This window comes from Kineococcus sp. AC630 (assembly GCF_979255925.1).
Genome location: NZ_CEEDMJ010000004.1, coordinates 178284 through 191843, shown reverse-complemented (window position 1 = coordinate 191843; position 13560 = coordinate 178284). Strand labels below are relative to the sequence as shown.

Here is a 13560-nt window from a genome sequence, read left to right as displayed (position 1 = left end):
GACCTGAGTCCCGGGCGATCACCCGGGGTCGCGCGTGCTAGCTTTTTGCCGTCGTCTCGACCACGTCCTGGAGGTTCCCCGGTGAAGAAGCTGCTGTTGGTGGCGGTGCTCGCGGGTGCCGCCGTCGTGTGGCGCCGCAAGGCGTCGGAGAAGGCCGAACGCGACCTCTGGGCCGAGGCGACCGACTCGGTCCGCTGAGGTCCACCCTCCGGGGGCATGGCGCAATTGGTAGCGCACCTGCTTTGCAAGCAGGGGGTTAGGGGTTCGAGTCCCCTTGCCTCCACCGGAACCCGTCGAGGCCGGTCACGCGAGAGCGTGGCCGGCCTTCGTCGTCCCCGGTCCGGCCGGGAGCCGGTCACCGTGCACGACACCCCCGGCCCGACCCCTGACCTCCGCGGGGGGCCGGCGGGTCAGGCGGCCTCGACGCAGACCCGGTCGCGGCCCTCGACCTTGGCCCGGTAGAGCAGGCGGTCGGCGCGGCCGTACAGGTCGTCCAGCGAGCCGGACGCGTGCGCCGTCGTGGCCGCGACGCCCGCGCTGACGGTCACCGTCGGGCCGTCCACGTCCGCGCTGACGGCGTTGCGCAGCCGCTCCGCCAGCGCCGCCACGTCGGCGAGGTCGGTGCCGGGCACGACGACGAAGAACTCCTCGCCGCCGACGCGCGCGACCAGGTCACCCGGTCGCACCGTCCTCGCCAGCACGGCGGCGACCCGGCAGAGCACCTCGTCGCCGGTCTGGTGCCCCAGGGTGTCGTTGATGCGCTTGAAGTGGTCGATGTCGAGCAGCACCGCGCCGGTCGTCGACGGGTCGGGGTCCGGCGCGCCACCCGGAGCGACCTCGAGGGCCGCGCTCAGACCCCGGCGGTTCAGCAGGCCCGTCAAGGGGTCGTGCGCGGCGAGGTGGTCGGCCCGTTCGAGCGCGGTGACCGCCCGGTGCAGCGCGGCGTCGAGACGTCGGCGCAGGATGAAGAACCCGCTGACGGTGACGGCGAGCACCATGTCGACGGCCAGCACCCGCGCCATCCGGACCAGGGGGTCCCCGGGGATCGCCAAGACGAGGCTGGAGGCGGTCCCGCCGGCCAGGGCCAGGTGGAGGAGCATCGAGCGGATGCTGGTGAACATCGCGGCGTAGAGCGGACCGACGACCAGGGCCATCACCGCCTCCTGCCGGAACGCGGGATCGCGCACGCACAGGGTGAGGACGGCGATCACCAGGGTGGCCCACACCGACCACCAGCTCTGGGGCCTGAGGGTCCGGCGGTGCTGCAGGACGGCCAGGGCGGCCACCGGCTGGGCGAGGACGCCCGCTCCCAGGACCACGGGCACCGTGCCCGGGTGCAGGATCTGCGGGACGAAGACCACGACCGCGACCGCCAGCAGCAGCAGGGCGGGCGCGCACAGGGCGATGAACACCTGGCTGGCCCGCAGGGACGTCGCCGCGTCGTCGAGCCCTCGTTCCGCACCGAGGCCCCGCGGTCTCACCACCATCTCCCCCGCACGGCCCGCGCGTCCCCGATCCGTCGATGCTGCACCCACCGCCGCACCCGTCGCGCGACCCTCCCCACCATCGGCACGGAGGGGGCCCGTCCGAAGCGGGGCACCGCACGTGGTGGTGAGCCTCACGACGAAGCGCCCGGCGTCACCGGGGGTTGGCCCCCCGGGACGCCGGGCGCTCCGTCGGAACGGCTCAGTCGCCCTTGAGCTCGTCCGGGGTCGCGTCCGTGACGGTCCCGGGGGTGACGGTCTCCGGCGTCGTTTCCGGGGTCGTCTCCGGCGCGGTCGCCTTCTCGAGGTTCTCCGTCGCGGCCTCGGTCTTCGGGGTCACGGGGGTGGTCGCCGCGGGAGCGGGGGTCCACGCCGCGCCCGGCGCCGCCCAGGGGTCCTCCTTCTTGCCCCGGGTCGCCGCCCACACGGCGGTGCCACCGGCGGCGAGGATGGTGAGGACCAGGAACTTCTTCCCCGCGCCACCCTTCTTCTGCTTCTTCTTCGCCGCTGCCCCCGTCACCGCGGCCAGGGTGGCGGCGGGGTGCTTCTTCGCGGTCTTCGCGGTCTTGCGGGCGACCTTCTTGGCGCCCTTGGCGGCGGCCGCAGCCGCCGCAGCCCGAGCTGCGGCCTTCTTCGCCGACTTCTTCGCGGAGCGGCTGAGGGGCTTCTGGACCGACTTCTGCGCGTCCTTGGCGTTGCCGACGGCGTCCTTGACGGCGTCCTTCACCGTGTCCGACGTCGACACGGCCGCCGCCGTCGCGGCGGCGACGACGGGGGCCGCCGCGTGCTGCGCGGAGTCCCGCGCGGTGCCGGCGGCGTCCTGGACGGCTTCGATCAGCTTGGGCAGCAGGTCGTCGACGATCTTGTCGCGGGCGCTGTCGACCGCGGGCGAGACCCGCTGGGCAGCGGCCTCCACGCGCGGCGCGGCGGCCTCGAGGGAACTGTTCCAGCCCTTCTCGAGGCGGGGCTGTGCCCAGTCGACAGCGGCCTCGACCTTGGGCGTGGCCCAGTCACGGGCACTCCCGACGGCCGGTCCGACCTTCTCCGCCAGCGCCGCACCCTGGGCCTGCAACTTCTCGGTACGAGTCTTGCTCAGCGACATCCGATCCTCCTCCTGCGTCGTCGTGCTCTGTCGTCGCCAACGTCCGGTGTCCCGGGCAGGTGCCCCGGACCACGGAGAGCGACGATCACCACCGCTCATCCCACCGCAGGTGGAGGCAGACCGCCAGTAGACGCCCGCAGGAAGGCGTGCAGGGGTCGTGGAAGGATGGCCGCCATGTACGCCACCCTGCACACCAACCACGGCGACATCCGCCTGGAACTGTTCGAGAACCACGCCCCGAAGACGGTGGCGAACTTCGTCGGCCTCGCCGAGGGCACGAAGGAGTGGCAGGACCCCGCCACCGGTGAGAAGAAGTCCGAGCCCTTCTACGACGGGCTCACCTTCCACCGCATCATCGACGGCTTCATGATCCAGGGCGGGTGCCCGCGCGGCGACGGCCGCGGCGGCCCCGGGTTCCAGTTCGACGACGAGATCCACCCGGACCTGCGCTTCGACAAGAAGTACCTGCTCGCCATGGCCAACGCCGGCAAGATCGCCGGTCACGGCACCAACGGCTCGCAGTTCTTCATCACCGTGACGACCACGCCGCACCTCAACGGCAAGCACACCATCTTCGGTGAGGTCGCCGACGAGGCCAGCAAGGCCGTCGTCGACGCGATCGAGAACGTCCCCACCGGCCCCGGCGACGCCCCGCGCGAACCGGTCGTCATCACCAGCGTCGACGTCGAACGCGACTGAGACCACAGCTCTGAGCACGAACGACGGGGGCGTCCCGCACGTTGGACCCCACGTGAGCGACGTCCCCGTCTGTCCCCGTCACCCCGACCGCGAGTCGTGGGTGCGCTGTCAGCGCTGCAACCGGCCCGCGTGCCCGGAGTGCCAGCGCCCCGCCGCCGTCGGCGTCCAGTGCGTGGACTGCGTGGCGCAGGGCAACCGCGACGTCCGCACCGCCCGGACGAGCTTCGGCGGTGTCCTGCGCAGCGGTGACACCGTGGTCACCAAGGTGGTCATCGCGCTCTGCCTCGTGATCTACGCGGCGAAGTACGTGCTGCCTGCTGGTCTCTTCGACTACCTGCCCCTGGGCAACTTCAGCCAGCAGTACTCGAACGCCTTCTCGGCCGACACCTGGTGGCAGCCCCTCACATCCGGCTTCCTGCACGCCGGGCTGCTGCACCTCCTCTTCAACATGTACGCCCTCTGGGTCACCGGTCAGTACCTCGAACCCCTGCTGGGTCGACTCCGCTTCAGCGCGCTGTACTTCGTCTCTCTGCTGGCTGGTGCCGCTGGTGGTCTCCTGCTGCCGGGAACGGCTGACAGCTCGCTCGTCGGTGCCTCGGGTGGCATCTTCGGGCTCTTCGCGGCGATGTTCGTCGTCAACCGTCACCTCGGTCGGCAGACAGGCCAGATCGCCGCGCTCATCGTCATCAACTTCGTGATCGGCGTCGTCTACGCCGGAATCTCGTGGCAAGCGCACCTCGGTGGACTGCTCGCCGGGGCGGTCGTCGCCTGGGTGATGGCCCGTGGACGCAGGGGCAACCCCGTCCTCCAGTGGGGCGGCACGGCCGCCGTCGCCGTCGTCGTGGTGGGCCTGCTGGCCTACGCGGCAACGGGTTCGCGCTTCTGAGGACATCCACCGTCATCCACAGGCCGTTCGCACAGGTGTGCGAACGGCACGGCCTTCATCCACCGTGTGTGGGTACCTCTGTGGATGGAACGGTTCGTTTCCCACATCTATCCACAGGGTGTGGATGAAGCGGTGGACAAACTCTGTGGACAACCGCGGCGTCATCCCCCGGCTGTCCACACGTCATCCCCAGGCAGTGGACAACGATCCACCGCCCGGGTCCGTCAGGCGAGCGCCGACGGTTCCCGTCCGGCGGCCCAGCGCAGCGTCTGCGCGGCGAGGTCCTCCCAGTAGCGGGGGCGTCCGGCGGGGGCGGGCGCGAGCCAGCCGTCCTCCATGTGCGTGCACACCGCGGGGTCCGCGGCGGCGAGGCGACGACGACGCGACGGCGTGCGCAACGACGCGACGTCGACCGCGCCGCGGAAGGCCGTGAGGTAGACGGCACGGGCCAACCGCACCGCCGGGTTCGACGACGCACCCCGGTGGTGCGAGACGAGGTCGCGCAGCCGGAAGCGGGGGATGCCCTGCACGGCGAGCAGGCTGGTGTGGTCGAAGTCGCCCCCGGAGAAGCAGCACAGGACCAGCAGCCGGTGGTCCTGGCGCAACGCCCCCACGCGGACGGCGAAGGTGCTCGTCGTCGACTCGTGCGGCACCCAGCGCACGACGTCGGCCGGCAGGCTGTCCTCCCCGCGGGAGGTGCGCGGACGGCGCCACTGCGGCACCCGGCCCTCGATGTCGTCGTGCGTGCCGACGCCGTAGGGCGCGAAGTACTCCGCGCGCGCCGTGGCGGCCGTCGCGACCAGCGAGGTCAGCGCGTCCGGGCGCCACAGGTAGTCGTCCTCGGCGAACAGGACGACGTCGTCGTCGGCCCAGTCGGAGCGGACGGCGAGGCGCAGGGCGGCGAGGTAGCTCGCCCGGTTGCTGCCGCCGGTGATCGCGGAGACCCGGCCGTGCTCGCGCATGAGCGTGAGGCGCTCCTGCGGGATCGGACCGTCGTTGAGGAACACCAGGTCGGCGTGCTCGGCGCCCCGGGCGGCGCGCAGGAACGACAGCAGGGCGACCTGCTTGGAGTACCAGGCCGGTCGCCCCTTGGCGTTCTCCCCGCCGTGGGATCGGTAGACGACGTGCAGCACTGGTCCCCCTGCTCGATCACGATCGGACCGCGATCGTAACCGTCACGCGCCGTCAGGGTTCACCGCTCGTGCACGGGAGTCACCCGATGTGACGAGTGCTATCGCCAGCGTGTCGTCATCGCGAACCCGACGAGCACGAGCCCGAAGCCCATCACCAGGTTCCAGTTGTTCCAGCCCGGCACGGGCAGCAGCGCGCCCGACAGGTAGAACACGACGATCCAGAGCAGGCCCACGACCATCAGGCCGACCATCGTCCAGATCCACCAGCGCGGCGTGAGCTGGTTCTTGCGCTTCACGGCCCGGTCGGCGTCGGCGACCACGTCGACCTGGCCCTTCCGGCCCTTGCGACCCTTGGCCGGCGTGTCGTTCACGGCGTCGACACTCGACTCCGTGTCGTCGGACTCCTTGCGGCGGGGCACGTCGACCTCCAGTAGGGGGTGGGGCCGGGACACGTGGTGCGCCCCTCTGGTTAGCGTAGTGCGACGATCGGTGTGCGGTCGGTCCACAGGGGGTGCACGTGGTGGGTGGTCCACCCTGGCGACGGTCCGCTCGACGACCGACCGCCCGACGACTGGCCGTCGCCGGCGTCTTCGCGCTGGCCGGGCTGCTCTTCGCCACCAGCGCCCAGACCTCGCGCGGGACCGACCTGCGCTCCGAGAACGCCGACCTCGGCTCCCTCGTCGCCCAGCGCTCCCGCGAGAACGAACAGCGCTCCGCCCAGGTCTCCGCGCTCCGCGGCGAGGTCGACACCCTCACCCGCGACGCCGGCAGCAGCGCCGGCACCGGCGGCGACCCGCTGCAGGACACCGGACTGGGCACCACCTCCGGGGCGCTCGCGGTCACCGGTCCGGGGGTCACGGTCACCCTCGACGACGCCCCGACGAGCGAACCGCGACCGGCCGGTGCGGCCCCCGACGACCTCGTCGTGCACCAGCAGGACGTCGAGGCCGTCGTCAACGCGCTGTGGGCCGGCGGCGCCGAGGCGATGATGATCATGGACCAGCGGATCGTGTCGACCTCGGCCGTGCGCTGCGTCGGCAACGTCCTCGTCCTGCAGGGCCGCACCTACTCCCCGCCGTACCGGATCAGCGCCATCGGCGACGTCGACGCCCTGCGCTCCGGCCTCGCGCACTCCAGCGCGATCTCGATCTACCAGGAGTACGTCAGCGCCTACGGTCTCGGCTACCAGGTCTCCGCCGGGAAGGACCTGCAGCTGCCCGCCTTCGACGGGACCACGAGCACGACCTACGCGAAGGCCGGTGCCGGGTGATCCGCCGGATCACCTCGGTGATCGGGGAACTGCTCGTCACGGCCGGGGTGCTCACGCTCCTCTTCGTCGTCTGGCAGCTGTACTGGACCGACCTGACCTCCGGACGCGTGCAGGCCGCGACCGTCACGTCCCTGGAGCAGCAGTGGGACGCGACCCCGGCCCCCACCGCGTCCGCGTCCGCGTCCGCCCCCAGCGCCGCCCCGACGGTGGACGTCGACCAGACCCCGCCCACGGGTGACGCGTTCGCGATCGTGCACGTCCCCCGCTTCGGCAGCGACTACGCCGTGCCCGTCGTCGAGGGCACCGGCACCGCGGAGCTCCAGGAGGGCATCGGGCACTACGCCGACGCCGCGCTCCCCGGCCAGGTCGGCAACTTCGCCATCGCCGGTCACCGCGTGACCTACGGCAAGCCGTTCAACCTCATCGCCGACCTGCAGGACGGCGACGCGGTCGTCGTCGCGACCGCGACCCAGTGGTTCACCTACCGCGTCCAGTCGCACGAGATCGTCAGCCCGAAGCAGGTGTCCGTCATCGCCCCCGTCCCCGACCAGCCGGGGGCCACGCCGACGCAGGCCTGGCTGACGATGACGGCCTGCCACCCGATGCACTCGGCCAGGCAGCGCTACGTCGTCCACGCGTTGCTGGAGTCGGTGCAGGACCGCAGCGCCGGGCCGCCGGCGTCGCTCGCCGCCGTGGGACAGGAGTAGCTCGTGTACGCGTTCTGGTGGCGCACCCTGCCGGGTCCGTGGTGGCTGCGGCTGCTGATCAGCCTCGTCGTGGCGGCCGGTGTCGTCCTGGTCTGCTTCGTCTGGGTGTTCCCGGCGATCGCCGACCACCTGGCCATCAACGACGGCACGGTGGACGGGCGGTAGCGCCGGGTCTGGGAGGATCGCAGCCCACGACCAGGGAGGACACGATGTCCAGCGAGTACGCACCCGGGAGCTACGGCTCCTACGGCGAGTCCGGCACCGTCGCGAAGAACGGTGCAGGTGTCGCAGGGCTGGTCCTCGGCATCGTCGCCCTGCTGCTGTCCTGGATCGTGATCGGGCTGCCCCTCGCGATCATCGGGCTCGTCCTCTCGATCATCGGCTTCCGCCGCATCGGCAAGCGGCGCGCGACCAACCGCGGGGTCGCGATCACCGGGCTGGTGATCAACGTCCTCGCGCTGCTCATCGCGGCCGTCCTGACCACCGTCTACGCGGTGGCCTTCGGCGCCATCTGGTCCAACGGCGGCGGTGACGCCGTCAACTGCTTCCTGGACACCAACGGCGACCAGGCCGCCGTCCAGGCCTGCGCGGACACCTACCGCCTCGACCTCGACCGCTGACCACCGCCGCACCACGTGTGAAGGCCTCGCGCACACGCTGCGGAACTGTGCCGGTGGGGCTCAAGGAACGGGTGCGACGCGCCGTACCGTGACGACGTGCCCACCTCCACCGACCCCGGCTCGCAGCACGAGGTCCCCGGCGCCGGTCGCCGCGCACGCGGTCAGCACTCCAGCCACGCCCACGGAGCGGCGTTCCGGGTGCTGCGCGGTCTCCTCGTCGCCGTCGTCGTCCTCGCCGTGCTCGGCGCCGGTGGCGGGGTGTACGCGTACTACAGGCTCCAGGGCAACATCAACGCCCAGAACATCGACGGCCTGCTCAGCAACCGTCCGACCGACCAGTCCACCGTGGACCCGACGACCGGGCAGTCCGCCGTCAACATCCTGGTGATGGGCAGCGACACCCGTGACCTCTCCGACGGGACCGGCGACGAGTACGGCGGCGAGTCCGCCGACCCGGGTGCACGTTCCGACACCACCGTCCTCGTGCACCTGGCCGCGGACCGCCAGAGCGCGACGATGGTCAGCATCCCCCGCGACTCCGTCGTCCAGATCCCGGCCTGCAAGCTCGCCGACGGCTCCACGACGAAGGCCCGGAAGGGCATCTTCAACGCCGCCTTCTCCCTCGGCGGCGCGGCCTGCACGATCAGCACCGTCGAGTCGCTGACCCACGTGAAGGTCGACCACTACGTCGTCGTCGACTTCTCCGGGTTCCAGTCGATGATCGACGCCCTGGGCGGGGTGACGATCTGCACGCCCGACGACATCGACGACAAGGCCTCCAACCTGCACCTGACCGCGGGGACCCACGACGACGTCAACGGTCAGACCGCCCTCGCCTACGCCCGCGTCCGTCACATCGGCGACGGCTCGGACCTCTCCCGCATCTCCCGCCAGCAGGCCCTCATGAGCTCGGTGGTCCAGAAGGTCACGAGCTCGCAGATCCTGCTGTCCCCGACCAAGCTCTTCTCCTTCCTCGACGCGGCGACGAAGTCGGTCACCACCGACACCGGGTTCGCCAGCCTCAGCGAGATCGCCTCGCTCGCGCAGAGCCTGCAGAAGATGCCCGCCAACGGCGTCCAGTTCGTCACGGTGCCCACCGAGGAGTACCCCGCCGACCACAACCGCGTGCAGTGGACCGCCGCCGCCGCCGGGCTGTGGCAGCAGATCGCCACCGACACCGCCGGACCCACGTCGGCGACCCCGACCGCGACGGCCACCGGGAACCCCGCCGACAGCTCCGAACTGCTCGTCGCGCCGTCCGGCATCTCCGTCCAGGTCCTCAACGTCGGCGCCCCGGCCGGGACGGCCGCCAACGTCGCCGACCAGCTGACCGGGGTCGGGTTCGCGAGCGCCTCCACCAGCGACGGGCCCGCGACCGACCCGGGCACCGACGTCCTCGTCCGCTACGGCACCGGCCGGGGCGACTCCGCGAACACCGTCGCGGCCGCGCTCGGCGGGGCGAAGACCCAGCTCGACGCGAGCCTCGGCAAGACCATCGTCGTCGAGGTCTCGACGGCGGCGGTGACCGTGACCGACGTCCGGGCCCGGGTCACCGGCACCCTGCCCACCGCGACCCCGAGCGCCGCCGTCACCGGCCGCGTCGCCTCCGACGACATCTGCGCCTGAGGTTCCCGTCGCCCAGGCGCCCGGGCCGGGGTGCGGCGCGGGTAGCCAGGTCAGCGGACGACCGCCGGCTCCAGCAGCGACAGCTCGCGCCGGCCCGCGTCGAGAGCGACCCGGATCCCCACCGGCATCGGCAGGTTGGGGCCGGCGTGGCCGAACTCCACCCCACCCAGGACGGGGACGTCCCGGTCACCGAGGACGTCCAGCACGATCTCGCGCAGGGACGGTGACGGATCGGGTCCCTCGAGCCCGTCGACGAGGTGCGGGACACCCACGACCATCCCGCCGATGCGGTCGAGGACGCCGGCGTGGCGCAGCACGTGCAGGTAGCTCCACACGTGCGAGGCGTACCCGCCCATCTCCTCCCAGAACAGGACCGCGCCGGCGAAGCGCTCCACCGGCAGGGCGTACCGCGTGGCCTGGACGAGGGCGATGCGGTTGACGACCCCGCCGAGGAGAGGCCCTTCCGCCCGCCCCGGGCGCCAGCACTCCCAGGACGGGGTGGTGGGCAGGGCGCCGATCGCCTCGGTCCCGGTCAGCAGCCTGAGTTAGAGGTCCTCGAGCTCGGCCCGACGTCCTGCCGGGGAGCGTCGCCACGCGCCGCCGAGTCCCGGGGTGGCCAGGTCGGCGTGGAAGCCGACCAGGCCCGTCCGCTGGTGCAGGACCAGGTGCAGCAGCGAGACGTCGCTGTAGCCGAGGATCGGTTTCGGGTCGCTGAGGACCGCGTCGACGTCGAGGAGGTCGAGGTAGCCGAAGGCCGTCTGGCCACCGTCGTGGGCGACGATCGCGCGGACCTCGGGGTCGCGCAGCAGCCCGTTGAACTCCGCGGCGATCTCCGCCGGTGGGGCCGCGCTCCACCAGTGCTGCAGCCCGACCCGCAGCAACGGGGCGCGCCGCACCCGGAACCCCATCCGCTCCAGGACCGCTTCGGCCTCCCGGAGGTCGGGCTCGTACTGCGCGTGCAGCGGTCCCGACAGCGAGGCGATGACGACGAGGTCCCCCCGCGCGAGGGCACGGGGTCGCAGGACCGCGGGCGGGCCGTCGGTGATCACCGAGGCAGTCTGGCGGGCTCCTCCGTCCGCACGCCACGCCTTGGTCGCGTCGGGGTCGGACCGGTCGCACGACGACGCGCCGTGCCCGAGACTGCGCCCGTGCCCGGCGCTGACCCCTCCACGACCTGCGCGACCTACGAGGGGAGTGCGCCTCCTGGGACGTGGGCCGAGGTCACGGCCCTGTTCGTGGCCGCGTTCGCGGCGGCCCCCTACGGGGAGGACCCGCAGGAGCTGGCGCACATCCGGACCTGGGGGCCGACACACCTGTCCCACCCGGGCGGACGACTGACCGTGGCCCGGCAGGGTGCGCAGTGCGCCGGCTTCGCCCTGGTCCACGGCCTGGTCGAGGACCAGCCGTGGCAGGCGATCCTGGCCACCCTGACCGCACACCCGGCCGCCGACGACGCCCTCGACCGTCCCGAGGACGCCCTCGTCGTCCACGAGGTGGCGGTCCACGAGGGGTTCCGCGGCCGGGGAGTCGCGCGCACCCTGCTGCGGGAGGTCCTGCGGGACCGCGACGAGGCGCGGGTGCTCATCGGGGTCTACGAGAGTGCCGAGCACGCGGTGGCGATGTACGAGCGGTGGGGTCTGGTCCGGGTTGGTTCGTTCCGCGGTCAGGACAGCGACGTGACCCTGCTGGTGCTCACCTCGCTCACGAGCGACCTGTCGCTCCGGCTCTCGACGCCGTCGACGCGCGTGCGCGTCCCCTGACCCGTGGGGGATCGCCGTCCGCCGGTGCCGTGACGCGGGCGCCGGCCTCACCCACCGCCGCCACGCGTTCCCTCACGTGGCACGGAACGTGCGCGTCCTTGTAGCGTCAGTGACGACCGTCGGAGAGACGCAACCTGGTGCGCCCCCTGCCGTGCGACGAGCTCGAGGAGGAGTGGTCCCGCTGCGACGATCCACCCCGGGTCCCGGCGCACCCGCGCACGGACCGGGGGCGCGGTTCGGGAACACACGTGCGAGGGAGGGACATGGACACCGGCGGGCTGGGTCACAGTGAACCCCTGCCTGCGGGGACCCCGCTGAACGGTGAACTCCCCCGGGAGCCCGGGCCGGCACGATCGGGACAACGTGACACCCGGGTCGCCGTCGACGCCGTCCTCCTGCCCTCGATGTTCAGCAGCGCCCCGGTGGCGGTCCTCGCCCTCGACCAGGACGGCGCGGTCACCGCCGTCACCCCCACGGCCGAACGTCTCCTGGGCTACGGCGAGGCCGAACTCATCACCCACCCGTTGCACGAGCACCTGCACCACCAGCACCTCGACGGACGGACGGTCGCGGCCGCGGAGAGCCCCATCCTGCTCGCCCTCCGGGGAGCGCGTCCCGCCGCCGGGGAGGGGGTGTTCCTCCGCCGGGACGGCTCCGCCCTGGTCCTGGCCTGGGCCTTCGCCCCCACCGTCCTGGCCCGGACCCTCGTCGGTGGTGTCCTCACCCTGTCCGACACCACCGCCCAGCACGCCGAGGCCACCCGTCAGCGACAACGGCTCGACGCGCTGGAGGAGGCCAACGTCCGCCTGGCCCTGCTGGCCGAGGCCTCCCGGGTCCTGGGCGGGGCCGACGACGTCGAGGACGGGTTGACCGCCCTGGCCGAACTGCTCGTCCCGGCGCTCGCCGACTGGGTCACCGTCGACGTCCTGGCCGAGGACGGGACCAGCCTGCGGCGGGTGGCCCTGGCCCACCGCAACCCCGACCTCCACGCCACGGCCGCCGCGAACCTGGGTCCTCTGCCGTCGCTGGAACCGGCGATGACCAGCCGGTTGGCGCAGGTCCTGCACGGTGCGGGGATACAGCACCAACGCATGCCGGCGCCGGACCAGGCGTGGACGCTGGACGTGGACGCCCTGGCCGGCAACCGTCTCGAACTGGCCCGACGACTCGGGGCGTCGGAGTGGGTCACCGCTCCGTTGCGGGCCCGGGGGCGCACCCTGGGAGCGATCACCCTGGTCCGCACCGATCCCTCCCGTCCCTACCGGCAGCAGGACTCCGACTTCGCCGCCGACCTGGCCGTCCGCGCGGGTGCGCTGCTGGACACCACCCGCGTCCTGCAGCGCCAGGCCCGGCGCGCCGAACAGATGCAGCGGGCGTTGCTGCCCGAACTCGCACCCCGGATCGGAGCGCTGGACCTGGCCGGGCTGTACCAGCCCGCCAACGACTTCGCCCAGGTCGGAGGCGACTGGTACGACGCCTTCGTCCTGCCCGACGACAGCGTCGCCCTGGTCATCGGCGACGTGGCGGGCCACGACCTGCACGCCGCCACCCGCATGGGGGCCATCCGGCACAAGCTCCGCGCCCTGGCCGGGGACCGCATCGCACCACCGTCCGAGGTCATCGCGCGTCTGGACCGGATCCTGCACCGCTTCGCCCCCGACGACCTCGCGACCCTCGTCTACGCCCGCCTGCACAGCGACGCAGCCGGGACGACGTTGCAGTGGGCCAACGCGGGGCACCCGCCGCCGCTCCTGCTGCGGGCCGGCGAACCCGCGCGACTGCTCGACGAGGTCGTGGACCTCCCGCTCGGCGTCGACGAGGACGAGGAGCGGACCGACGCCCACCACCTGCTCACGACGGGACGACTGCGCTTCACCCCGGAACCGCCGAACCCCGCCGGAGACGGTCCCCCCGCCCCGGGGACCGGCGGGCGCTCGCCGGGATCGAAGGCGCACACGCTGGTCCTGTACAGCGACGGTCTGGTGGAACACCCGGACGAGTCCCTGACCGTCAGCTTCCAGCGGTTGCTGGCGGCCGGCGAGGACCTCACCGACACCCCGCTGCAGGACCTGCCCCGAGAACTGCTGCGACGGATGGGACCCACCGGCCTGGACGACATCGCCGTCCTCGCCGTGCGGATCGACGTGCCGGAGCAGTCCTTCCGCCACCCCGACGGGTGAGGCGACGTCGGAGCCGTTCCGTTCCCCCGTGCCACGACGCGGCACCACTGGCGAACAGCACCGCGCAGGCGAGCGCCGAGGAGCCAGGAGACG

16 protein-coding genes and 1 tRNA gene are annotated in these 13560 nt (G+C 72.5%); 11 read left to right on the top strand and 6 right to left on the bottom strand.

The features are described from left to right. The first annotated feature begins 81 nt into the window (after nt 1–81). Both AC0I8G_RS06205 and AC0I8G_RS06200 read left to right on the top strand, forming a co-directional pair. Nucleotides 82–198 (top strand): DLW-39 family protein, encoded by a 117-nt coding sequence (locus tag AC0I8G_RS06205; protein ID WP_328293714.1) that lies wholly within the window; start codon nt 82–84, stop codon nt 196–198. 12 nt (nt 199–210) lie between these two features. Next, nucleotides 211–283, top strand: a tRNA-Ala gene (locus tag AC0I8G_RS06200). Nucleotides 284–410: 127 nt separating this feature from the next. Here AC0I8G_RS06200 and AC0I8G_RS06195 read toward each other — a convergent pair. After that, nucleotides 411–1481, bottom strand: a complete 1071-nt coding sequence (locus AC0I8G_RS06195; RefSeq protein ID WP_471729164.1) for a GGDEF domain-containing protein — start codon at nt 1479–1481, stop codon at nt 411–413. A gap of 205 nt (nt 1482–1686) precedes the next feature. Beyond that, complete coding sequence (locus AC0I8G_RS06190) at nt 1687–2586, bottom strand: hypothetical protein (RefSeq protein ID WP_471729163.1); 900 nt, start codon at nt 2584–2586, stop codon at nt 1687–1689. Nucleotides 2587–2760: 174 nt separating this feature from the next. Between AC0I8G_RS06190 and AC0I8G_RS06185 the strand changes: the two genes are divergently transcribed. Both AC0I8G_RS06185 and AC0I8G_RS06180 read left to right on the top strand, forming a co-directional pair. Next, nucleotides 2761–3285: a peptidylprolyl isomerase gene (locus tag AC0I8G_RS06185; protein ID WP_328293718.1), complete on the top strand. Its 525-nt coding sequence runs from the start codon at nt 2761–2763 to the stop codon at nt 3283–3285. Nucleotides 3286–3337: 52 nt separating this feature from the next. After that, nucleotides 3338–4171 (top strand): rhomboid family intramembrane serine protease, encoded by an 834-nt coding sequence (locus AC0I8G_RS06180; protein ID WP_471729162.1) that lies wholly within the window; start codon nt 3338–3340, stop codon nt 4169–4171. 224 nt (nt 4172–4395) lie between these two features. On the opposite strand, the gene AC0I8G_RS06175 is transcribed toward AC0I8G_RS06180, so the two are convergent. Beyond that, nucleotides 4396–5304, bottom strand: coding sequence for a hypothetical protein (locus tag AC0I8G_RS06175; protein WP_471729161.1), 909 nt, complete (start codon nt 5302–5304; stop codon nt 4396–4398). Nucleotides 5305–5402: 98 nt separating this feature from the next. Further along, nucleotides 5403–5756, bottom strand: a complete 354-nt coding sequence (locus AC0I8G_RS06170) for a cell division protein CrgA (protein WP_471729160.1) — start codon at nt 5754–5756, stop codon at nt 5403–5405. Between the two features lie 65 nt (nt 5757–5821). Here AC0I8G_RS06170 and AC0I8G_RS06165 point away from each other — a divergent pair, with 65 nt between their 5' ends. The 5 genes from AC0I8G_RS06165 to AC0I8G_RS06145 all read left to right on the top strand — a co-directional run bounded on the left by AC0I8G_RS06165 (nt 5822) and on the right by AC0I8G_RS06145 (nt 9527). Continuing rightward, the gene (locus AC0I8G_RS06165) at nt 5822–6574 is read left to right on the top strand and encodes a DUF881 domain-containing protein (protein WP_471729159.1); all 753 of its coding nucleotides are present in this window, start codon (nt 5822–5824) and stop codon (nt 6572–6574) included. Then, entirely contained in the window at nt 6571–7281 is a 711-nt protein-coding gene (locus AC0I8G_RS06160) for a class E sortase (protein ID WP_471729158.1), read from the top strand. Before AC0I8G_RS06165 ends, AC0I8G_RS06160 begins: the two co-directional genes overlap by 4 nt. Before the next feature lie 3 nt (nt 7282–7284). Further along, entirely contained in the window at nt 7285–7446 is a 162-nt protein-coding gene (locus tag AC0I8G_RS06155; protein WP_328293724.1) for a hypothetical protein, read from the top strand. Between the two features lie 44 nt (nt 7447–7490). Further along, the gene (locus AC0I8G_RS06150) at nt 7491–7901 is read left to right on the top strand and encodes a DUF4190 domain-containing protein (RefSeq protein ID WP_471729157.1); all 411 of its coding nucleotides are present in this window, start codon (nt 7491–7493) and stop codon (nt 7899–7901) included. Nucleotides 7902–7997: 96 nt separating this feature from the next. Then, complete coding sequence (locus tag AC0I8G_RS06145; RefSeq protein ID WP_471729156.1) at nt 7998–9527, top strand: LCP family protein; 1530 nt, start codon at nt 7998–8000, stop codon at nt 9525–9527. Between the two features lie 50 nt (nt 9528–9577). On the opposite strand, the gene AC0I8G_RS06140 is transcribed toward AC0I8G_RS06145, so the two are convergent. Together AC0I8G_RS06140 and AC0I8G_RS06135 are read right to left on the bottom strand one after the other, a co-directional pair. Further along, nucleotides 9578–10036, bottom strand: coding sequence for a hypothetical protein (locus AC0I8G_RS06140; protein ID WP_471729224.1), 459 nt, complete (start codon nt 10034–10036; stop codon nt 9578–9580). Between the two features lie 36 nt (nt 10037–10072). Then, nucleotides 10073–10576: an LD-carboxypeptidase gene (locus tag AC0I8G_RS06135; RefSeq protein ID WP_471729155.1), complete on the bottom strand. Its 504-nt coding sequence runs from the start codon at nt 10574–10576 to the stop codon at nt 10073–10075. A gap of 99 nt (nt 10577–10675) precedes the next feature. Here AC0I8G_RS06135 and AC0I8G_RS06130 point away from each other — a divergent pair, with 99 nt between their 5' ends. Continuing rightward, nucleotides 10676–11287 carry a GNAT family N-acetyltransferase gene (locus AC0I8G_RS06130; protein WP_471729154.1) on the top strand — a complete coding sequence of 204 codons (612 nt, stop codon included), beginning with the start codon at nt 10676–10678 and terminating at the stop codon, nt 11285–11287. A gap of 263 nt (nt 11288–11550) precedes the next feature. Continuing rightward, nucleotides 11551–13467 carry a SpoIIE family protein phosphatase gene (locus AC0I8G_RS06125; RefSeq protein WP_471729153.1) on the top strand — a complete coding sequence of 639 codons (1917 nt, stop codon included), beginning with the start codon at nt 11551–11553 and terminating at the stop codon, nt 13465–13467. Nucleotides 13468–13560 lie beyond the last annotated feature (93 nt).

Coding starts and splice junctions, on each gene's coding strand:
- AC0I8G_RS06190 (WP_471729163.1), bottom strand. CDS start 2,586: ATGTCGCTGAGCAAGACTCGTACCGAGAAGTTGCAGGCCCAGGGTGCG.
- AC0I8G_RS06185 (WP_328293718.1), top strand. CDS start 2,761: ATGTACGCCACCCTGCACACCAACCACGGCGACATCCGCCTGGAACTG.
- AC0I8G_RS06150 (WP_471729157.1), top strand. CDS start 7,491: ATGTCCAGCGAGTACGCACCCGGGAGCTACGGCTCCTACGGCGAGTCC.
- AC0I8G_RS06125 (WP_471729153.1), top strand. CDS start 11,551: ATGGACACCGGCGGGCTGGGTCACAGTGAACCCCTGCCTGCGGGGACC.